General features: G+C 73.4%; 18 protein-coding genes. 14 read left to right on the forward strand and 4 right to left on the reverse strand.

Translation table 11 applies throughout. The annotated features are described in order from the left end of the window. Positions 1-21: 21 nt before the first annotated feature. Complete coding sequence (locus tag GA0074694_RS32935; RefSeq protein ID WP_245714764.1) at positions 22-1695, reverse strand: hypothetical protein; 1674 nt, start codon at positions 1693-1695, stop codon at positions 22-24. A gap of 221 nt (positions 1696-1916) precedes the next feature. Between GA0074694_RS32935 and GA0074694_RS15900 the strand changes: the two genes are divergently transcribed. The 10 genes from GA0074694_RS15900 to GA0074694_RS15945 all read left to right on the forward strand — a co-directional run bounded on the left by GA0074694_RS15900 (position 1917) and on the right by GA0074694_RS15945 (position 13268). Continuing rightward, positions 1917-3911, forward strand: coding sequence for a TIGR03960 family B12-binding radical SAM protein (locus GA0074694_RS15900; protein ID WP_091463295.1), 1995 nt, complete (start codon positions 1917-1919; stop codon positions 3909-3911). 92 nt (positions 3912-4003) lie between these two features. Beyond that, positions 4004-4810 carry a TIGR03936 family radical SAM-associated protein gene (locus GA0074694_RS15905; RefSeq protein ID WP_091459456.1) on the forward strand — a complete coding sequence of 269 codons (807 nt, stop codon included), beginning with the start codon at positions 4004-4006 and terminating at the stop codon, positions 4808-4810. A gap of 134 nt (positions 4811-4944) precedes the next feature. After that, entirely contained in the window at positions 4945-7914 is a 2970-nt protein-coding gene (locus GA0074694_RS15910; protein WP_091459457.1) for an Rne/Rng family ribonuclease, read from the forward strand. A gap of 279 nt (positions 7915-8193) precedes the next feature. Further along, positions 8194-8508, forward strand: a complete 315-nt coding sequence (rplU, locus tag GA0074694_RS15915) for a 50S ribosomal protein L21 (RefSeq protein WP_088982529.1) — start codon at positions 8194-8196, stop codon at positions 8506-8508. A gap of 11 nt (positions 8509-8519) precedes the next feature. Next, complete coding sequence (gene rpmA / locus GA0074694_RS15920; protein ID WP_091459458.1) at positions 8520-8777, forward strand: 50S ribosomal protein L27; 258 nt, start codon at positions 8520-8522, stop codon at positions 8775-8777. 120 nt (positions 8778-8897) lie between these two features. Beyond that, positions 8898-10373 carry a GTPase ObgE gene (gene obgE, locus GA0074694_RS15925; protein WP_091459459.1) on the forward strand — a complete coding sequence of 492 codons (1476 nt, stop codon included), beginning with the start codon at positions 8898-8900 and terminating at the stop codon, positions 10371-10373. 70 nt (positions 10374-10443) lie between these two features. Then, complete coding sequence (locus tag GA0074694_RS15930) at positions 10444-10893, forward strand: GNAT family N-acetyltransferase (RefSeq protein WP_091463296.1); 450 nt, start codon at positions 10444-10446, stop codon at positions 10891-10893. Between the two features lie 302 nt (positions 10894-11195). Then, positions 11196-12077: a YfjI family protein gene (locus tag GA0074694_RS15935; RefSeq protein ID WP_245714765.1), complete on the forward strand. Its 882-nt coding sequence runs from the start codon at positions 11196-11198 to the stop codon at positions 12075-12077. Positions 12078-12144: 67 nt separating this feature from the next. Beyond that, complete coding sequence (locus tag GA0074694_RS15940) at positions 12145-12621, forward strand: phage holin family protein (protein ID WP_425413620.1); 477 nt, start codon at positions 12145-12147, stop codon at positions 12619-12621. Continuing rightward, positions 12618-13268, forward strand: coding sequence for a DUF3618 domain-containing protein (locus tag GA0074694_RS15945; protein WP_091459460.1), 651 nt, complete (start codon positions 12618-12620; stop codon positions 13266-13268). The genes GA0074694_RS15940 and GA0074694_RS15945 overlap by 4 nt, the downstream gene beginning before the upstream one ends. A 156-nt stretch (positions 13269-13424) precedes the next feature. On the opposite strand, the gene GA0074694_RS15950 is transcribed toward GA0074694_RS15945, so the two are convergent. Continuing rightward, positions 13425-14447 (reverse strand): glycosyltransferase family 2 protein, encoded by a 1023-nt coding sequence (locus tag GA0074694_RS15950; RefSeq protein ID WP_091459461.1) that lies wholly within the window; start codon positions 14445-14447, stop codon positions 13425-13427. Beyond that, the gene (locus GA0074694_RS15955) at positions 14444-15178 is read right to left on the reverse strand and encodes a class I SAM-dependent DNA methyltransferase (RefSeq protein ID WP_091459462.1); all 735 of its coding nucleotides are present in this window, start codon (positions 15176-15178) and stop codon (positions 14444-14446) included. The genes GA0074694_RS15950 and GA0074694_RS15955 overlap by 4 nt, the downstream gene beginning before the upstream one ends. Before the next feature lie 207 nt (positions 15179-15385). Between GA0074694_RS15955 and GA0074694_RS15960 the strand changes: the two genes are divergently transcribed. The 3 genes from GA0074694_RS15960 to GA0074694_RS15970 all read left to right on the forward strand — a co-directional run bounded on the left by GA0074694_RS15960 (position 15386) and on the right by GA0074694_RS15970 (position 17768). After that, positions 15386-16036, forward strand: coding sequence for an SRPBCC family protein (locus GA0074694_RS15960; protein ID WP_091459463.1), 651 nt, complete (start codon positions 15386-15388; stop codon positions 16034-16036). After that, positions 16033-17208, forward strand: a complete 1176-nt coding sequence (locus GA0074694_RS15965) for a zinc-dependent alcohol dehydrogenase (protein WP_091459464.1) — start codon at positions 16033-16035, stop codon at positions 17206-17208. The genes GA0074694_RS15960 and GA0074694_RS15965 overlap by 4 nt, the downstream gene beginning before the upstream one ends. Before the next feature lie 212 nt (positions 17209-17420). Next, positions 17421-17768: a hypothetical protein gene (locus tag GA0074694_RS15970; RefSeq protein WP_232624890.1), complete on the forward strand. Its 348-nt coding sequence runs from the start codon at positions 17421-17423 to the stop codon at positions 17766-17768. 81 nt (positions 17769-17849) lie between these two features. Here GA0074694_RS15970 and GA0074694_RS15975 read toward each other — a convergent pair whose 3' ends face one another. Continuing rightward, a complete protein-coding gene (locus GA0074694_RS15975) occupies positions 17850-18068 on the reverse strand; it encodes a DUF397 domain-containing protein (protein ID WP_067312494.1) in 219 nt (72 codons plus the stop codon). Positions 18069-18135: 67 nt separating this feature from the next. Here GA0074694_RS15975 and pepN point away from each other — a divergent pair, with 67 nt between their 5' ends. After that, entirely contained in the window at positions 18136-20649 is a 2514-nt protein-coding gene (gene pepN, locus GA0074694_RS15980; protein ID WP_091459465.1) for an aminopeptidase N, read from the forward strand. The last annotated feature ends 326 nt before the right edge of the window (positions 20650-20975 follow it).

Below are 20975 nucleotides of genomic sequence, written 5' to 3' on the forward strand. Positions count from 1 at the left end.
TCGCCCGCGCCGTCCCGAGCGTCAGCCCCGGCTCACGATCCGTTCCCGCAGGGTGCCGAGCAGCGCGGCGCTGTCGGTCAGCGAGAGCCGGGTGAAGACCCCGCTGGCGAGGCTGCCGTGGTCGGCCCAGGTGCAGACCACCACGTCCACACTGTCCGCGCGGCCGACCGCGCAGCGCTGGTGCTCGCCACGCACGTCGGTCTCGACCACCTGCGGCGTACCGAGGTTGTACTTCGGGGTCAGCCGGGTCAACTCGTCCTCGGCGTTCGACTCCGGAGTGAATGTGAAACCGGTGCTGCCGAAGACGACGACCGTCTTGCCCTGCGGGGTGCTGTAGACCCCGGCGAAGGTCTCCTCGGCCAGCGTGTGCTCGGTCTTCACCTCGCCGCGCAGTTCGTCGGCAACCTTCTCGCTGCGCGCGTCGGTCTGGAGCCGCAGGTCGGCCACCTGCGGGGGCAGGCTCGCGTTGGCCGGGTACTGCTCCCACATCGGCTTGCCGAGCCAGGCCGGACAACCGCAGCAGCAGGCGATGGAGAGCAGCGTCAGGATCAGCATGCGGGCCGGCCAGCGCCGCTTCCGGCGGGTCGGCGCAGCGTACCCCTGCGGCGCCTGCCAGTTGGGAGGTGGGCCGACCGGGGACGGCGTCGGGTGGTGTCGCTGCCGGGGCGGCGAGACCGGCCGGGCCGGTACCGGTGGCGGCGAGGAGACCGGCCGGGGCTGCGGCGGGGGCGAGGAGACCGGCCGGGGCTGCGGTGGGGGCGAGGAGACCGGCCGGGGCTGCGGTGGCGGGGGCACCGGACGTGCCTGCGGTGTGGGCACCGGCGGTGGAGGGAAGGACGGTGACGACACCGGCCGGGCGGCCAGCGGGGGCGACACGGGACGTGCCGGCGGCGGTGACACGGGACGCGCCTGCGGGGGCGGCGGGACGGGGCGCGCGACCGGAGGGGGTACCGGCTGCCCGGAGACCGGTGCCACCGGTGGTGGCTGCGGGGTCACCGGCGGTGGGGTCCAGGCCGGGGCCGGCGGGTCCGGCGTCCAGGCCGGGGAGTCCGCCGGCGTCGGGTACATCCGGGTGGCCGGCAGCGGCTCGAAACCCGCGTTCAGGTCCCAGCCTCCGGTGTCCGCCCCGGCCCACGGGTCGACCGGTGCCTGGCTCTCCGGTGGGGCGGGTGGCGGCACGGGCGGTGGGGCCGGCTCGGCGGAGTGGCCCCAACCGCGCTTCTTGGGCCTGGGCGGCGGTACCGACGCGGAACCGCTCCAGCGGGGCGCGGGTGGGGCGGCGGGGGCCGAATCGAGCTTCGTCGGGTCGGTGCGGATCGGGTCGATCCGGGTCGGGTCGGGCGCGGGTGGCCCGGCCTGCCGCTCCGCGGGGGCGGGGACCTTCGCGGTCGCCGCGACGCCCCGCTGCGTCGGCGCGGTCGCGGGCGAGACGGTCTCCGGGCGCGCGGCGTCCAGGGCGGTCGGGTCCGGCCCGGTGGCGTCCAGGGCGGTCCGGTCGGGCCCGGCCGGGTTCTCCTCGGTCGCCGGTTCACCGGACGAGCCGTCCGGCACGTTCTCGACCGTCCGCTCGGCGGACCCGGCGGAGGGGTCGGGCTCGCCGGGAACCACCTGGTCCCGGGCCTCCGTCGCGGACGGTGGCGGGGCCGGCGTGTTCCCGGCGGCCGGTCCTACTGCTCCCGGCTGCGGCTCCGGCATCGCGGCAATCTCCTCTCGCGCCGTTGCGAGGTTAGTACCGGTACGCCAACCGGGGCCATTCGCGCCCCCCGTACCCGCCGATGCCCCACCGCTCCCCGGCGCGGGACGGTGTCGATCATCGGCGTCTTCCCGCGGTCACCGGTTCGGTCCCGCGTCGTCCGTTCGGCTCGGTCCACCCGGTCCGGCGGACCCGGGTGGGTGGGCGCGTACCCTTGGGCGTCATGAGCGTCCCGTCCACCACGCCGCGCCCCGCCGTGGCCAACTCCGTGTGGCCCCGGCTGGAGCCGCTGCTGCCGCAAGTGACCAAGCCCATCCAGTATGTCGGTGGTGAGCTGGGGGCGGTGGTCAAGGACTGGGACGCCGCGACGGTCCGATGGGCGCTGATGTACCCGGACGCGTACGAGGTGGGCCTGCCCAACCAGGGCGTGCAGATCCTCTACGAGGTGCTCAACGAGCTGCCCGACGTGCTCGCCGAGCGGACGTACGCCGTCTGGCCGGACCTGGAGAGGCTGATGCGGACGCACGGCGTGCCGCAGTTCACCGTCGACGCGCACCGCTCGGTGCGCGACTTCGACATGTTCGGCGTCTCGTTCTCCACCGAGCTGGGCTACACCAATCTGCTCACCGCGATCGACCTGGCCGGCATCCCGTTGCTCGCCGCCGACCGCACCGACGCCGACCCGGTCGTCGTGGCCGGTGGACACGCCGCGTTCAACCCGGAGCCGATCGCCGACTTCGTCGACGCCGCCGTGCTCGGTGACGGCGAGGAGGCGGTCCTGGAGATCACCGCGATCGTCCGGGAGTGGAAGGCCGAGGGCTCGCCCGGTGGTCGGGACGAGCTGTTGCTGCGGCTGGCCCGTACGGAGAGCGTCTACGTACCGCGCTTCTACGACGTGGACTACCTCCCCGACGGCCGGATCCAGCGGGTCGTGCCGAACCGGGCGGACGTGCCGTTCCGGGTGCACAAGCGCACGACGATGGACCTGGACGCCTGGCCGTACCCGAAGAAGCCGCTGGTCCCGCTCGCCGAGACGGTGCACGAGCGGTACGCGGTGGAGATCTTCCGGGGATGCACCCGGGGCTGCCGGTTCTGCCAGGCCGGCATGATCACCCGTCCGGTGCGGGAGCGCTCGATCACCACCGTCGGGCAGATGGTGCAGCAGGGTCTGGAGTTCTCCGGCTTCCACGAGGTGGGTCTGCTCTCCCTGTCGTCGGCCGACCACTCCGAGATCGGCGACATGTGCTCCGGCCTGGCCCAGCAGTACGAGGGCACGAACGTGTCGCTCTCGCTGCCGTCGACCCGGGTCGACGCGTTCAACATCGACCTGGCCCAGGAGCTGTCCCGTAACGGCCGGCGGACCGGCCTGACCTTCGCTCCGGAGGGCGGGTCGGAGCGGATCCGGCGCGTGATCAACAAGATGGTCTCCAAGGACGACCTGATCCGCACCGTGGTGACCGCGTACACCAACGGCTGGCGGCAGGTGAAGCTCTACTTCATGTGCGGTCTGCCCACCGAGACCGACGCCGACGTCCTCGAGATCGCCGACATGGCACACGAGGTGATCCGGGCCGGGCGGGCGGCGACCGGTTCCAAGGACATCCGCTGCACGGTCTCCATCGGCGGGTTCGTGCCCAAACCGCACACCCCCTTCCAGTGGGCGGCGATGGAGCGTCCGGAGGTCATCGACGGCCGGCTCAGGCTGCTCAAGCAGGCGATCAACGCTGACCGGTCGCTGGGCCGGGCGATCGGCTTCCGCTACCACGACGGCGAACCGTCGCTGATCGAGGGCCTGCTCAGCCGGGGGGACCGGCGGGTCGGCGCGGTCATCCGCCGGGTCTGGGAGAACGGTGGCCGTTTCGACGGTTGGAGCGAGCACTTCTCCTACCAGCGCTGGGTGGACGCCGCCGCCGAGGTGCTGCCGACGTTCGGCGTCGACCTGGACTGGTACACCACCCGGCAGCGCGACGAGTTGGAGGTCCTGCCCTGGGACCACCTCGACTCCGGCCTGGACAAGGACTGGCTCTGGCAGGACTGGCAGGACGCGCTCAGCGAGTACGAGCAGGACGACTGCCGGTGGACGCCCTGTTTCGACTGCGGTGTCTGCCCGTCCATGGACACCGAGATCCAGATCGGCCCCACCGGGCGGAAACTGCTCCCGCTCACCCCGATCACCGGTGCCGGCCTGCGGGTACCCGCCCCGGCAGCCCAGCAGTGACCCTCGGCGCGCTCGTCGTGCGTCGCGGCCGGTAGGGGGTGATCATGGAGTTGTCGTCACGGTGCGTGTCGCCGACAATGACTCCATGATCGATGGGTACTGACATTCCGAGGAGCACGACGATCAACAAGAAACCACAGCCGGAGGGTGGGCAGGCGCCGGTCGTCCAGCGCGTCCGCATCCGGTACGCCAAGCGGGGACCACTGCGGTTCACCTCGCACCGGGACTTCGCTCGGGCCTTCGAACGGGCACTTCGGCGGGCCGGGGTGCCGATCGCCTTCTCCCAGGGCTTCACCCCGCATCCGAAGATCTCCTACGCCAGCGCCGCCCCGACCGGGGTGGCCAGCGAGGCGGAGTACCTGGAGATCGGCCTACGCGCCCCGGTCGACCCGGCCGAGTTGCGTGTCGCGCTGGACGTCGCACTCTCGCCCGGCCTCGACGTGCTCGACGCGGTGGTGGCCGGCGGCGGGAGCCTCGCCGACCGGATCGAGGCGTCCCACTGGTGGATCGAGCTGCCCGGTGTCGACCCGGTCACGCTGGGCCGGGCCGTGGACGCCTTCACCGCCGCCGACGAGGTGCTGGTCGAGCGGATGACGAAGCAGGGACGGCGCACGTTCGACGCCCGCGCCGCCGTGCTCCGGATCGGGGTCCGGGAGCCGGTGGAGACGCCTTCCGAGGTCACCGGCGTACCGTGTGCGATACTCGAACTGGTCGTCCGGCAGGTCACCCCCTCCGTTCGACCCGATGACGTCCTTTCCGGCCTTCGCGTGGTGGCCGACCTGGAGCCGCCGGTGTCGCCACGGGTGACCCGGCTGGCGCAGGGCACGTTGACCGCGCAGGGCGCGATCGTGGATCCGTTGGAGGCGGACCGCGACAGGGCAACCATCGTTGAGCGCTGACCGGACATCCGGTCGGTTCTCAGGCAGGCAGACTTCGACGGGCGTGCACCTCGCGTGCCCGCGGAAAACATTTGCGGCAACCCTGCGTGGCAGCGCTCACCCGCGCCCGGGGCAGCCAGAACTGGAGAACGTCCATGCTCGAGAACGAGCCCGAGGGCGGCGAGCGGACCGGCACACAGCCGGCCGGTGAGACCGCCGAGACCACCGAGACCCCCGCCGCCGCGCCGACGCGACGGCGGACCAGCCGGCGCCGGGCCGCGCCGCTCAACCAGCCGGAACAGACCGAGGCACCCGTGGACGCGGCCGCCGGCACCGCCTCGACCAGCCCCGAGGCGCCCCAGGCGGAGGTGTTCGCCCCGGTCGCCGGTGACCTGGAAGCGGCCCCGAAGACCACCCGTCGCCGCCGCAAGGCGACCAGCCCGAAGGCTGCCGAGGAGCCGGTCGTCGCCACCGAGGTGACGGATGCCGGCGCGGAGGTCGTACCGCCGGTCAAGGTGACCCGGACGCGGCGCCGGAAGGCGGCCGAGAGCCCGGCCACCGAGGTCGTCCCCCCGCTGCCGGCTGAGCCGGCCGCCGCCCCGACGTCGGAGGACGTGCCGCCGGTGGTGAACCCGCCGGTCGCGCAGAGCGTGCCGGCCGTGGGCGCGCGGACGGACGCGGAGCCGGCGGTGGATGTCGCCGAGGAGGACGCCGACCAGGCCGTCCCGACGTCCAGCGGTGCGGAGAACCGGTCCGGCGAGGTCCCGCCGGGGGTGGCGGTGTCCGCCCCGGCCGAACCGCCGGCCGGGCCCGTGGCGGAGAAGCCGACCCGCCGTCGCCGGGCCATCCCGCCGGTCGTGCTCTTCATGGCCCCGGAGCCCGAGGCGGTGCCCGTCCGGGTGACGCCGCCCGCCGAGGAGCCCGCCGCCGAGGAGGCGGTCGAGGCCCCGCGCCGCCGTCGCCGTGGTCGACGCGACCTCGAACCGGTCGAGGTCGAGGTCGAAGCGGAGGAAGAGCCCACCGCCGAGGCCGAGGACGAGACCGCCGAGGACGAGGACGAGGACGACGAGACCGCCGCGGGGCGGCGGCGTCGCCGTCGCGGCCGCCGGGGCCGGGGCCGGGGCCGGGGCGGGGCCGACGAGGCCGACGACGACGAGGAGGCCGAGGAGTCGGCGCAGGCCGAGGAGGAGGCCGAGGCCGAGGCCGAGACGGACGAGGAGGAGGACGACAGCGCCGACGGGCTGACCCGTCGTCGCCGTCGTCGCCGTCGTCGCGGGGCGGGCGACGTCGAGTCGACCGCGGACGACGGCGTCCCGACGGTGGTCAAGATCCGTGAGCCGCGCAAGACCGTCGACGAGGTGCAGGGCGTCTCCGGTTCGACCCGGCTGGAGGCGAAGCGGCAGCGCCGCCGCGATGGCCGGGAGCAGCGGCGTACCCGGCCGCCGATCCTGAGCGAGTCGGAGTTCCTGGCCCGTCGGGAGGCGGTCGACCGGGTGATGGTGGTCCGCCAGCGCGGCGACCGCACCCAGATCGGCGTGCTGGAGGACGGCGTCCTGGTCGAGCACTACGTCACCCGCAACTCCTCCGGCACCATGGCCGGCAACGTCTACCTGGGCAAGGTGCAGAACGTCCTGCCCAGCATGGAGGCGGCCTTCGTCGACGTCGGGCGCGGCCGCAACGCGGTCCTGTACGCCGGTGAGGTCAACTGGGACACCACCGGCCTGGAGGGGCGGGCGCGCTCGATCGAGCAGGCGCTCAGGTCCGGCGACTCGGTGCTGGTGCAGGTCACCAAGGACCCGATCGGCCACAAGGGCGCCCGGCTGACCAGCCACATCGCGCTCTCCGGCCGGCACCTGGTCTACGTGCCGAACGGCAACGCCTCCGGCATCAGCCGGAAGCTGCCGGACACCGAGCGCAAGCGGCTGCGGGACGTGCTGAAGAAGCTGGTACCGGACGGCGCGGGCGTGATCGTCCGAACCGCCGCCGAGGGGGCCAGCGAGGACGAACTCGCCCGGGACGTCAAGCGGCTCCAGGCGCAGTGGGAGGACATCCGGGCCAAGGCGGCGGAGGGCGGCGCCCCGGTGCTGCTCTACGAGGAGCCCGACCTGGTCATCCGGGTGGTGCGGGACCTGTTCAACGAGGACTTCCGCGAGCTGGTCATCGAGGGCGACGGGGCGTACGACGTGGTCGAGTCGTACCTGTCGCACGTGTCGCCGGACCTGGTCGAGCGGCTGCGCCGGCACACCGGCACCGCCGACGTCTTCGCCACGTACCGCATCGACGAGCAGATCCTCAAGGGGCTGGACCGGAAGGTCTTCCTCCCCTCCGGCGGTCACCTGGTCATCGACCGCACCGAGGCGATGACCGTGGTGGACGTCAACACCGGCAAGTACACCGGTGCCGGCGGCAACCTGGAGGAGACCGTCACCCGCAACAACCTGGAGGCGGCCGAGGAGATCGTCCGCCAGCTCCGGCTGCGGGACATCGGCGGCATCGTCGTCATCGACTTCATCGACATGGTGCTCGAGTCGAACCGGGAGCTGGTGCTGCGCCGCCTCACCGAGTGCCTCGGCCGGGACCGCACCAAGCACCAGGTCACCGAGATCACCTCGCTCGGCCTGGTGCAGATGACCCGGAAGCGGATCGGCGCGGGGCTGCTGGAGGCGTTCAGCGAGACCTGTGAGTGCTGCAAGGGCCGGGGCCTGATCATCCACACCGAGCCGGTGCCGGAGAAGCCGCGTGCCGGTGGCGCGCCGGAGAAGACCAAGGCGGTCGCGGCGACGGCCCCGGCCACCTCGGCGCCGGCCGAGCAGAACGGCGCGTCGACGCGTCGGCGGGGGCGCAAGTCGGCCACGCCGGAGCGGAGCACGGTCGAGGTCGAGGTCACCGAGACCCCGACCGACACCAACCAGGACACGATGGGCTACGACCTGTCCCGGTACGAGGTCGACACGGAGGCCGCCCCGGCGGTGGCCGACGCCCAGCGCGGCGAGTCGGCCCGGCTCGCCGCCGCCGACGACCCGGACGCCCTGGGCGACGGGGAGGGTGACGACGAACTCGCCGAGGCGGGCGGCGGTCGTCGCCGGTCCCGGCGGGGTGGCGCGCGACGGCGTACCCGGCCGTGAGGCGACCCCGCGTGTAGCTGGGACGACAGGGCCCCGCTCCCGGCGACCGTGCCGGCGACGGGGTCCTGTCGCGTGCCCGGGCCGGTCGCGTGCCGGGGCCTTGTCACACACGGCGGGGCGGCCCCCGGTTTGGGGCCGGGGTCGGGCATGGCGTACGCTTGCCTGCGGCGTACTTTGGTGCGCCGAGTTCTCGCTGCCCGAGCCGCCGCGCCTCCGACGCCCGGTGAGCCGCCGCGGGAACTACCGCCAGCAGCCTCAACGACAGGGAGTCCGCCTCCGATGTACGCGATCGTCAAGACCGGCGGCAAGCAGTACAAGGTCGCCGAGGGCGACGTGATCGAGGTCGAGAAGCTCGCCGGTGCCCCCGGCGACGCGGTGAAGCTCACCGCGGTGCTCCTCGTCGACGGTGACGACCTGGTGACCGACGCGGCCAAGCTCGCCGAGGTCGCGGTGTCCGGCGAGATCGCCGCGCACACCAAGGGCCCGAAGATCCGGATCCACAAGTTCAAGAACAAGACCGGCTACCACAAGCGCCAGGGTCACCGCCAGCCGTTGACCCAGGTCAAGGTGACCGGCATCTCCAGCGGGAAGTAGGTCGTCCTCCAATGGCTCACAAAAAGGGTGCGTCCAGCTCGCGTAACGGTCGCGACTCCGCGGCCCAGCGGCTCGGCGTGAAGCGCTTCGGTGGTCAGGTCGTCAGCGCCGGCGAGATCATCGTCCGGCAGCGTGGCACCAAGTTCCACCCCGGAGACCTGGTCGGCCGTGGCGGGGACGACACGCTCTTCGCGCTGGCGGACGGTGCGGTCCAGTTCGGTACCAGGCGCGGTCGCAAGACCGTCAGCATCGTACCGGCGGGGCAGTAGTCTTCCGACGAAGCGGGCCGGGGACCTGGTGTCCCGGCCCGCTTCGTCTTTTTCACGTCCCGGCGTTGCCCCGGGGCGTTTCCGTGCGGGGGACAGAGCCTCGCGGAGAGGATTGACGACGTGACGATGTTCGTGGACCGGGTCGTCCTGCACCTGAGGGCCGGCGACGGTGGACACGGCTGTGTCTCGATCCACCGGGAGAAGTTCAAGCCCTTCGGCGGCCCCGACGGCGGCAACGGCGGCCACGGCGGCAGTGTCTCGCTGGTCGTCGACCCGCAGGTGCACACCCTGCTCGACTTCCACTTCCGTCCGCACGTCAAGGCCGACAACGGCAAGGGCGGCGCGGGCTCGAACCGGGACGGGGCCAACGGTCGCGACCTGGTGCTCAAGGTCCCCAACGGCACCGTGGTGCAGACTCCGGACGGCACCGTGCTCGCCGACCTGGTCGGCGCGGGCACCACCTTCGAGGCGGCCCGGGGCGGCCGGGGCGGCCGGGGGAACGCCTCGCTGGCCAACGCCAAGCGCAAGGCCCCCGGCTTCGCCGAACTGGGTGAGCCCGGTGACGAACTCGACGTCGTCCTGGAGTTGAAGAGTGTCGCCGACGTGGGTCTGGTCGGCTTCCCCTCGGCCGGCAAGTCGTCGCTGATCTCGGTGATCTCCGCCGCCAAGCCCAAGATCGCGGACTATCCGTTCACCACCCTGGTGCCCAACCTCGGCGTCGTCCAGGCCGGCGAGAGCACCTTCACCGTCGCCGACGTGCCGGGGCTGATCCCCGGTGCGGCCACCGGCAAGGGGCTCGGACTGGAGTTCCTCCGGCACGTCGAGCGCTGCGCCGTGCTGGTGCACGTGGTCGACACCGCCACCCTGGAGCCCGGGCGGGATCCGGTCGCCGACATCGACACCATCGAGGCGGAACTGGCCGAGTACGGCGGGCTGGCCGACCGGCCCCGGCTGGTCGCGCTGAACAAGATCGACGTGCCGGACGGGCGGGACCTCGCCGAGATCGTCCGGCCGGACCTGGAGGAACGCGGCTACCGGGTCTTCGAGGTCTCCGCGGCCACCCGCGAAGGGCTGCGCGAGCTGATCTATGCGATGTCGGAGCTGGTGGAACAGTCCCGGCAGGCCGCGCCGCCGGCCGAGCCCACCCGGATCGTCATCCGCCCGAAGGCGGTCGACGACGCCGGTTTCACCATCGAGGCCCAGCCCGACGGCTCCTACGTGGTGCGCGGCACGCGCCCGGAACGCTGGGTGCGGCAGACGAACTTCGACAACGACGAGGCGGTCGGCTTCCTCGCGGACCGGCTGGCCCGGCTCGGCGTCGAGGAGAAGCTGGCCAAGGCCGGGGCCCAGCCCGGTGACCTGGTGCGGATCGGGGAACGCGAGTTCGACTGGCAGCCGACCCTCTATGCAGGTGTCGACTTCGTCCCCGGCAACCGGGGCACCGACGTGCGGCTGGAGGACAAGTCGAACCGGGCCTCGGCGGCCGACCGGCTCGCCGCGCGCAAGGCCCGCCGGCAGCGTCCGGCGGACGAGATCGTGGCCGGGGACGAGGTCGACGACGACGCCGAGGACGACGCGGGCGACGACGCCGAATAGCCGGCTGCGCTCCGTGACCGGGTCCACCGCCGGCAACCTGCGGGAAACCTGGCCGTCCTACCGTGGCGGGATGCTGATCGAGACGCGCCCTGCCGGCGACCCCGAGATCGCCACCCTGGTCACGGCGCAGCAGCGCGAGTTGCGGGAGGCCGACGGAGGGCTGGACGGCCAGGCCACCCTGACCCGGGAGGACATTCGCTACCTGGCGGTCGTGGTCAACGGGCGGGCGGTGGCCTGCGGCGGGGTCCAGGCCCTGGACAGCGGCACCGGCGAGATCAAACGGATGTACGTCCGCCCGGCGTTCCGGGGTCGGGGCATCGGCCGGCAGTTGCTGGCCGCCCTGGAGGAGTTGGCCTTCCAGGAGGGGCACCACACCCTCTGCCTGGAGACCGGCCGTTGCCTGCCGGCGGCGATCGCGCTCTACACCTCCTGCGGGTACGCCCCGATCCCGGTGTACGGGGAGTACGTCGGCAACCCGTACAGCGTCTGCTTCGCCAAGCGGCTTCCGCTGGCCGCCTGAGCTGTCACCAGCGGAGCGGCCGGCCCCGGTGAGACCTGCCCGGGGTCGGATCGCCGTCCGCCTGCCCGTCGCCCGCCCGTCGCCCGCCTGCCGGCCGGTTCGCCGCCTGCTGTCCGCCGGCCGGGCCGGATCAGCGCGCCGGCCGGCATTGTTCCCGATCGGGCTTGCCGCCGTGGCGAATCGGCAAAGAAAACCGGCATGGACCCGTCGACCGGGGGTAGGTCAATAGGCAGCCGGCGAGAGTGTCGGCGACATCCCCCCAGTAGAACCGCGACGAGTTTCTAGCGGACGGAAGGCAGACCATGACCTACGATCCGGCAACCACGTCCTCGAACCACAGCACCGGCTACGGCTACGAGCCGCACAACGGCACGTACGGATCGCACAGTGCCACCTACGAGTCGCACAACGGTACGTCGAACTCGGACAGCGGCGTCCGTGAGCAGGCCAAGCAGGTTGGCGCGGAGGCCGCCCAGGCGGGCGGCGCGGTCGCGCAGACCGCCAAGGAGCAGGGCCGGGAGGTCATCGGTGAGGCCACCCGGCAGGCCCGCAACGTCTACGGCGAGGCCCGCACCCAACTCGCCAGCCAGGCCGGCGACCAGCAGCGACGCGCGGCGAACGGCCTGCGCTCGCTGGCCGACGAGATGCGCGCCATGGCGCAGCAGGGCGGGCAGGCCGGCCCGGTGACCGAACTGGCCCACCAGGCCGCCGAGCGGGTGCACGGTGTCGCCGGTTGGCTGGAGGAGCGCCAGCCGGGTGACCTGCTCCACGAGGTGCGCGACTATGCCCGCCGCAACCCGGGGACCTTCCTGGTGGGCGCGGCCCTGCTCGGCGTCCTCGCCGGCCGGCTGACCAAGAACATCGCCGCCGACGACGGGCAGACGACGAACGGCCACCGCGCCTACCAGCCGGTCGCGGACCCGGACCGGACCGCGGTGATCCCGCCCAGCGCGTACGCGGTGCCCGACCCGGGCTACGCCGACCCGCTGGCCGGTGGGTACACCCAGCCCCCGCGTCCGGGTGGCTACGTCGAGCCGACGCCGTCGACCGGGTATGTCGACCCGATGCCGTCGACCGGCTACGTCGAGCCGTTGCCACCGACCGGCACCGGCCGTCCGCTGCCGCCGGTCGACCAGACCGACCCGCTGCCGGGCGTCCCGTCGAGCGGGGTCACCCGCCCGTGAACCCGCTGACCAGCCGGCACGCCCCCGACCGGGCGCGGACCGGCGCGCACGGAAAGGAGACGGCGGCGTGAGCATGCCGACCCAGGGGTACGACCCCACCTACCAGCCCACGACGAGCCTGAACGGGCAAGCCCACCCGCACACCGCCGAGGAGGTCACCAACCGTTCTGTCGGCGACCTCATGCGGCAGGTCACCGCCGACCTCTCCACGCTGATGCGGCAGGAGGTGGAACTGGCCAAGGCCGAGATCCGCGAGGAGGGGAAGAAGGCCGGCAAGGCCGCCGGACTCTTCGGCGGCGCCGGCTTCGGCGGCTACATGGTGGCGCTGTTCCTCTCGATCGCCCTCTGGGCCGGACTGTCGAACGTGATGGACGCCGGCTGGGCGGCACTGATCGTCGCCGTCCTCTGGGGCGTGGTCGCCGCCGTCCTCTACTCGATGGGCAAGAAGAACGCCGAGCGCGTACGAGGTCTGAAGCGCACCAACGACACCGTGCACCGGATCCCGGACGCGTTGAAGCCCCACCCGGAGGGAGTCACCCGATGAGCACCGACCCCGACCAGATCCGCCGTGAGATCGAAGCCACCCGCAACAACCTGAGCTCCGATGTGGACGCCCTGGCGTACAAGGTCAGCCCGAGCCGCATCGTCGACGACCGCAAGCAGCAGGCACGTAACGCCCTGCAGAATGTGAGGGACAAGGTGATGGGAACCGCGTCGGACCTCGGCCACGCCGGCGGGCACGCCGCCCACTCGGTCACCGATCGTGCCTCCTCGGCGGCGTCCAACGTCGGCCACGCGGCGCAGTCGGCCGCCTCGTCGGTGGGGGACGCGGCACAGCGGGCCCCGCAGACCCTGCGCCGCAAGTCCCAGGGGAACCCGCTCGCCGCCGGCCTGATCGCTTTCGGGGTGGGCTGGCTGGCCTCGTCGCTGCTGCCCGCCACCGACCGGGAGCAGCGGGCCGCCACCCAGGTGAAGGAGAAGGCGCGCGAGCACTCGCACGTGGTCACCGAGAAGCTGGGTGAGGTCGCCAGCGAGATGAAGGAGCAGCTCCGCGAGCCGGCGCAGCACGCCACCGAGTCGGTGAAGTCGACCGCCCAGGAGGCCGTGCAGACGGTGAAGGACGACTCCCGGTCCGCCGCTCACGACGTACGGGACCAGGCGCAGCACGCGCGCGAACAGGTCCGGCACTGACCAGCCGTCCGGACCCGTACGCGGCGGCTCGCGGCCATCCCCGGCACCAACTGCCGGAGGTGGCCGCGAGCCGCTGTGTGCACCCCCTGCGCCTGCCGTGATTCCTGGACGGTTCTCGTTCCCCGAGAACGGAAACCGTCCAGGATCGACGTCGGGTCAGGGGCGCCGGGGGGAACGGAGCTCGCGCGGGGAGTGGGCGGCGTGACGGATCCGGGTGCCGGCGTAGCGGACACCACCGAAGAACACCCGCTGCCCCAGCGCCAGCCAGGAGCAGATGGCCCGTTCGAGCACCCAGAGCGGGGCGGTCAGAGCGGCTCCCGCCGGGAAGACCCGGGTGCCACCGGCCCGACGCCGTCCCGCCTCGGCCAGCGCCACCGTGGCCGCCACCGCGCCGAGGACCGGGCCGGGGCGACGCGCGACGACGGCCGCGCCGAGGGCCGGCAGCACCGCGAGGAAGACCGCCAGCCGCACCGGCTGGGCCAGGTCGTCGTACGCCTGCCGCACCCGTTGCCCGAGGAAGTGCCGCGCGGCCGGGGGCAGCCGGCGGACGTAGAGGCCGGCCGGTGCCGCCTCGGTGCCGCCGTACGCCCGCACGGTGCGGATCAGCTCCAGGTTCTCGAAGAGGACGTCCGGGTCGTAACCGCCCATGGCGACGAACGTGCTCCGCCGCACGGCCAGGGTTCCCGGGTAGTCCGCGCCGAGCGCCCGATTGAGCAGGATCCGACCGGTGTCCCAGTACGCGTGCCAGGGCATCGGGTCGAAGTAGTTCTGCGGACGGACCAGGTCCGCCCGGCCCAGCAGCCGGTGCACGGCACGCAGTCCCGCCTCGTCGTAGCGGACGTCGTCGTCGGCGATCACCACGTGCTCGTGCCCGGCCAGGCGTACGCCGGTGAGCACCCCGGTCACCTTCCCGTTCGCGCCGCGCAGCGCCGGATCGGGCGGGACGTGCCGCACCAGGTCGCGCCAGACGGCGGCGTGCCGGGCGAAGACCTCCGGCGGGGAACCGTCGACGACGGTCACCTCGACCCGCGTGGCGAGCTGCCGCAGGTACCCGGTGAGGTCGGCCAGCCCGGTGTCGTCGGACCAGCGCAGCGGCAGCACGTACGACAGGGCCAGCCGGCTCGCGGCGGGGGCGGACCGGGCCGCCGGGTGCCGGACCGGGCGGAGCGGGGTGCTCACGACTCCTCCCGCCGGTAGACCGAGACGTGCTGGCGGCTCTCGTCGGTGAACGGCCGGGCGGTCCAGTCCGTCCAGCGGTGCTCCCGGCGCAGGCCGGCCAGTTGGGCCATCAGGTCCAGTTCCGCCGGCCAGGCATAGCGGTGGTTGGCCGGCAGCAGGCGGACGCCGGAGCCGGTGATCCGCAGCTTGGTCGTGGTCATCCGCTGTTCCGCCGGGTGCAGCACGGCCGCTTCCAGCAGCACCTCGTCCTCGGCCACCCGGACCGGCCGCAGGGCCGTGCCGGCCCGGAACGCGCCCGGGTCGGGCACCCAGGTCTCGACCACGAACCGTCCGCCGGGGCGCAGGTGCGCGGCGGCGTTGCGGAAACAGGCGACCTGGGCGGCCTGGTCGGGCAGCGCGAAGATCGTGTTGAAGGCGAGCAGCACCAGCGCGAACTCACCCGGCGCCCGGACCGAGGAGAAGTCCCCGACGGTCACCGTGATCCGGTCGCCGCCGGGCTTGGCACGCAGGCCGGCGACCATCGCCGGGGATCCCTCGACACCCGCCACGCTCAGCCCCCGCTGCACCAGGGGGAGCGCGAGCCGCCCGGTGCCGATGCCGAACTCGCAGACCGGGCCGCCCTCGGCGAGCCCGACCAGCCGGTCCACCGCGTCGTCGGCGGTGAGGTGGGCGTACGCCTCGTCGTAGACGTCCGCGACGCGCCGACCGTACTCGCTGGCGTCGAAGGACAACGGTGCTCCTCGCTGACGGGTCGGCCGGTCGGGTGCCGGGGTGGCGGCGCGTCCGGACGGCGGCGGGCGGTTGCCCCGGGCAGGTGCCCGCAATCCCGGTCACCAAACGTGTCGCCGACGGGGACCGGAGCCGTTTCGACGCCACCTGACCGGGTAGCGCGGGGATACGGACGATCCATCCCTGGACGTCCGGTTGGAGGAGACGTGATGACCAGCAACAGGACGAGGTGGACGCTGCTCGGCGCCGTCGTCGCCACCGGCGGGGCGGTCGGCGTCGGGCGTACGGTCGCCGCCCGGCGGCGCCGGCGGCAACCGGACACGGTCAACGGTTGGTACGTGGTGCGCCGGGGAGTCACGGTGGACCGGCCGGTCGAGGCCGTCGTGGGCTTCTGGACCGACCGGGAACGGCTCGACCGGGCCCTCGGCGAGTGGGCGACCCTGGAGCAGGCGGGGCCGAACCGGTGGCGGTGCGTGGCCCGCGACCCCTCCGGCGAGGGTGGGGTCGAGTGGCGGGCGGACGTGACCGTGGACGGGCCGGGACGGCTGTCCTGGGAGGTCATCGACGGCCGGGTGCCGCAGGAGGGGCACGTCGACCTGGTTCCCGCTCCCGGCGGCCGGGGCACCGAGATCCGGGCCGAGCTGTGGTACCGCTCCGGCGGCCCGCTGCGTCGGGCGCTGGGACTGGCCCGGGGGGACGATCCGGACCTGGGGCTGCGGACCACCCTGCGCCGGGTCAAGGCGCTGATCGAGTGCGGCCAGGTCATCGACACGTACCGCGACCCGTCGGGGCGGACCCCGGCGCAGGAGCGGGTGACCGACGTGGTCCGCGACAGGCTGACGGCGGGAGGACGGCCGTGAAGGCACTCTGCTGGGAGGGCGTCGGCAAGCTGGCCGTACGCGACGTGCCGGAGCCGCGGATCCGGTCGGCCGGGGACATCGTCGTCAAGGTCCGGGCCAGCAGCGTCTGCGGCTCCGACCTGCACCTGATCAACGGCTACCTCCCGGCGATGCGGGAGGGCGACGTCCTGGGCCACGAGTTCATGGGCGAGGTGGCGGAGACCGGCCCGGACGTCCGCCGGCTCCGCGTCGGCGACCGGGTGGTGGTCGGTTCCGTGGTCGCCTGTGGCGGCTGCTGGTACTGCCGTACCGAGCAGTACTCGCTCTGCGACAACTCGAACCCGCAGCCGGTCTTCACCGAGAAGCTCTGGGGACATTCCCCGGCGGGCATCATCGGGTACTCGCACGCGGCCGGCGGCTACTCCGGCAGCCACGCCGAGTACGTGCGGGTCCCGTTCGGCGACATCGGCGCGTTCAAGGTCCCGGACGGGGTGCCGGACGACTCGGTGGTCTTCGCCTCCGACGCGATGCCGACCGGCTGGATGGCCGCCGACTTCTGTCACCTCACCGGGGGTGAGGTGGTCGCCGTCTGGGGTGCGGGCGGGGTCGGGCAGATGGCCGCCCGCGCCGCGCAGCTGCTCGGGGCCGAACGGGTCATCATGGTCGACCGGCTGCCGGAGCGGCTCGCCACCGCCGCCGACCGGCTCGGTGTGGAGACGGTCAACTACGCCGAGACGGACGTGCTGGAGGCGCTGCGGGAGATGACCGCCGGCCGTGGCCCGGACGCCTGCATCGAGGCGGTCGGCATGGAGGCCCACGACGTCGGCCCGGGATACGCGTACGACAGGGCGAAGCAGACGGCCCGGTTGCAGACCGACCGGCCGGTCCCGGTCCGGCAGGCGATCATGGCCTGCCGCAAGGGCGGCACGGTGAGCATCGTCGGCGTCTACGGCGGGTTCGTGGACAAGTTCCCGCTCGGCGCGGCGATGAACAAGGCGCTGGTGCTGCGGATGGGGCAGATGCACGCCCAGCGTTACATCCCCATGCTGCTGGACCGGATCGCCGCCGGCGAGATGGACCCCGGCTACCTGGCCACCCATCCGATGCCGCTGGCCGACGGGGTGCGCGGCTACGAGATCTTCGAGAAGAAGCAGGAGGCCTGCCTACGTACCGTGCTGCACCCGCAGGCCTGACCGTCCGGCACAGCTCCGCACGCTCCACCGTGGTCCGGCTCCTCGGGGTGTGGGCCAGCGGCTGCGGGTGTGGGCCAGCTCCGGTCTCGTCCGCTGGCTCCTCCCCGTGCGGCCGGATCCTGCTTGGCTGGGCAGACCGGCGGCGCGATCCGACGCGGGTGTCGGAGCCTGGCGCGGACCGACGCCGAGCGCCGGTGACGGGAGGGAGCGGCATGAAGGACAACAGGTCACCCCGGTGGCGGGTGGACCGGCGACGCGACGGTCGGCGGCTCCCGGTACCACCCCGGCTCTACACCGCGCATCTCGCCTTCGAGGCGGCGCACCTGACCGAGGCGCGTGAGCGGGCGGTGGAGTACGCCGAGGCGCTCAGCCTGCTCCGTCCCGAGATGGCGCTCGGTGGTGCGGCCTGCTCGCCGGCCAACGCCTGGCACCGGGCGGAGCCGCTGTTCTGCGGGGCGATCGGTCCGGACGGGGAGCGCTGCGCCGACGTGGTCGGTCATCCCGGCTTCCACCACGGTCCCGGTCTCGGCGGGCTCGGGTGGGGCGACGGTGACGGGTGACCGGGGCCGGACCGGGCCGACGTGGGGTCCCGTCGGATTCCACGTCGCCCGCCGTCGAGCGCCCGGTCGCGGGGGCAGGTCTCAGTCCAGGTCGAACTCGCCGTCCTGCGCGCCGGCGACGAAGGCGTCCCACTCGGCCTGGGTGAAGACCAGGACCGGGCCGTCCGGCTCGGCCGAGTTGCGCATGCCGATCAGGTCGTCGACGAAGGCGACCTCGACCGCGCTGTCGGAGGTGTCCCCCTCGGCGCGCTGCCAGACGGCCCGCGACAGGTCGAAATCGCCCTTGGGGTGCTGACCCATTGTTGCTTCCTCCAGTGCCGGGAGTAATGGGAACGCTGTCGGTTCCCTCATCGGGCAGGATAAGCGGATGCCGAGCCTGAGCCGTGTAGAGGCGACTGCGCGTGGCGCGTCGATTACCGTCGAGTCCTATCAGGTGGACCTTGACCTGACCGGCGACGGTGACCGCTTCCACTCACACGTCACCATCACCTTCCGGGCCACCCCCGGAGCGGGAACCTTCGTCGAGGTCAAACCCGCCCAGCTGGTCGGGGTCCGCCTCAACGACCGGGCCCTCGACCCGGGTCTGCTGGTCGACGACCGCCTGCCGCTGACCGGGCTGGCCGCGGTGAACACGCTGACCGTCGAGGCGGAGATGGCGTACTCGAACACCGGTGAGGGCATGCACCGGTTCGTCGACCCGGTCGACGGCGAGACCTACCTCTACGCGATGTCCTTCCTGGACGACGTGCAGCGCATCTTCGCCGCCTTCGACCAGCCCGACCTGAAGGCGCCGGTGACCCTCTCGGTCACCGCCCCACCGGAGTGGACGGTCGCCGCCAACGGGACGCTCGCCGCCACGCCCCGCCCCGGACGCTGGGAGTTCGCCCCGACCGCGCCGCTGGCCACCTACTTCTTCAGCCTGATCGCCGGGCCGTACCACGTCCGGCGGACCGAGCACGACGGCATCCCGCTCGGCCTGTACTGCCGGCGTTCCCTCGCCGCGCACCTCGACGCCGACGTCGAGGAGATCTTCACCGTCACCCGGCAGTGCCTCGACCGTTTCCACCAGCTCTTCGCCGAGCGCTACCCGTTCGAGAAGTACGACCAGGCGTTCGTGCCGGAGTTCAACGCCGGTGCCATGGAGAACCCGGGCCTGGTCACCATCCGCGACGACTACGTCTTCCGGTCGGCGGTGACCGACTCGCAGCGCGAGCTGCGCGCCACCACGATCGCCCACGAGATGGCGCACATGTGGTTCGGTGACCTGGTCACCATGCGCTGGTGGGACGACCTGTGGCTGAACGAGTCCTTCGCCGAGTACCTCGGTGTCCGGGTGACCGCCGAGGCCACCCGCTTCGACCAGGCGTGGACGACCTTCGCGCTGCGGCGCAAGGCCTGGGGGTACGCCGCCGACCAGCGCCCCTCGACCCACCCGGTCGCCCCCGAGGAGGTCACCGACGCCGCCGAGGGCCTGCTCAACTTCGACGGCATCTCGTACGCCAAGGGCGCCAGCGTGCTGCGGCAGCTCGTCGCCTGGCTGGGCGACGAGGCGTTCCTCGCCGGCCTGAACGCGCACTTCGCCGCGCACCGGTTCGGCAACGCCACCCTCGCCGACCTGCTGGCCAGCCTGAGCGCCGCCAGTGGGCGGGACCTCGGCGGCTGGGCGGAGCGCTGGCTGCGCCGGCCGCAGGTGAACACCCTGCGGGCCGAGGTGGGCCTGGACGCCGACGGCCGGTACACCGAGGTGGCCATCTCGCAGACCGCCCCGGAGACCCACCCGGTGCTGCGTCCGCACCGGATCGCGGTCGGGCTCTACTCGGTCGACGGGACGGTGGAGCGACGGGAGGTCGACCTCGACCCGGCCACCGACGGCGGCCGTACCGTCCTACCCGAGCTGGCCGGTCGGCCGGCGGCCCGGCTGCTGCTGCCCAACGACGGTGACCTGACCTTCGCCAAGGTACGCCTCGACCCGGCCTCGGTGGACGCCGTACCGCTGGTGCTGCCGGGCCTGGCCGACCCGCTGGCGCGCGCGCTGCTCTGGGGCGAGGCGCTGCACGCGGCGACCGACGGGGAGCGGCCGGTGACCGACGTGGTGGCGCTGATCGCGGTGGCGCTCCCCGCCGAGACCGAGGTGATCATCGCCGAGGACGTGCTCGCCCTGAGCCGCCCGCTGATCGACCGCTACCTCGAACCGGGGGCGCGGGACGCGGCGCTGGCCGAGGTGGCCGGAGCCTGCCGACGACTGCTGGCCGCCGCGCCGGCCGGCGGGTCGCTCCAGCTGGCCGCGGCCCAGGGGCTGATCGCGGCCGGCACCGACACCGCGCTGCTCGGCGGCTGGCTGGCCGGGACCGGGGTGCCCGAAGGGCTGACCGTCGACGCCGACCTGCGCTGGTCGCTGCTGCGCCGGCTGGTGGTGCTCGGTGCGGCAGGCGAGGCGGAGATCGCCGCCGAGGCGACCGCCGATCCGAGCGCGACCGGCGCGGTGGAGGCGGCCCGGTGCCGGGCGGCGCTGCCCGACCCGGACGCCAAGCGCCGGGCCTGGGAGATCGTCACCCGGGACACCGGACTGTCGAACCGGCTGGTCGAGGCGGCTGCCGGGGGCTTCTGGCAGCCCGAACAGGCCGAGGTGACCGGGCCGTACGTGGCGCGGTACTTCGCCGAGATGCCGGCGGCGGCGACGCTGCGTACCGCGTGGGTGGCCGAGCAGGTCGCGAAGCTGGCCTACCCCCGGTACGCCGTGGCAGCCTCGACCCGGGAGCTGGCCGCGGCGCTGCTGGCCCGGGAGGACCTCACCCCCGGTCTGCGCCGGGTGGTCACCGACGCCGACGACGACCTGCGGCGGGCCCTGGTCGCCCGGACCGCCCGCGCGGTGGCGGCGTGACCACCGCCGGTACCGCCGACGGCAGGGACACCGCCGTCACCCGCGTCGACGTGGACGCCGCCGTGGCCCGGGTGGTCGGGGTGGGGCCGGTCGGCGCGCCCACCCCGCATGCCGCGCTGGCGGCCGGCGGACCGACGGACGTACCGGTGTCCGGGGTGGCCGCCGACTCGCTCGGCGCGCCGGCTCGGCCGGATCGCCTTCGACGTGGCGGTCGGCTGCGACGTCCGGTCCCTGCTGGTCGGCGACGACCTGGGCTGAGCGACGGCGGTCGCTGTGACCGCTGCCGCAGCCGTGGAGCAGGGCAGGTCGACCGCCTCCCGCCGGGC

It is taken from the genome of Micromonospora inyonensis (assembly GCF_900091415.1).
In the GTDB taxonomy this organism is placed as follows: Bacteria; Actinomycetota; Actinomycetes; order Mycobacteriales; family Micromonosporaceae; genus Micromonospora; species Micromonospora inyonensis.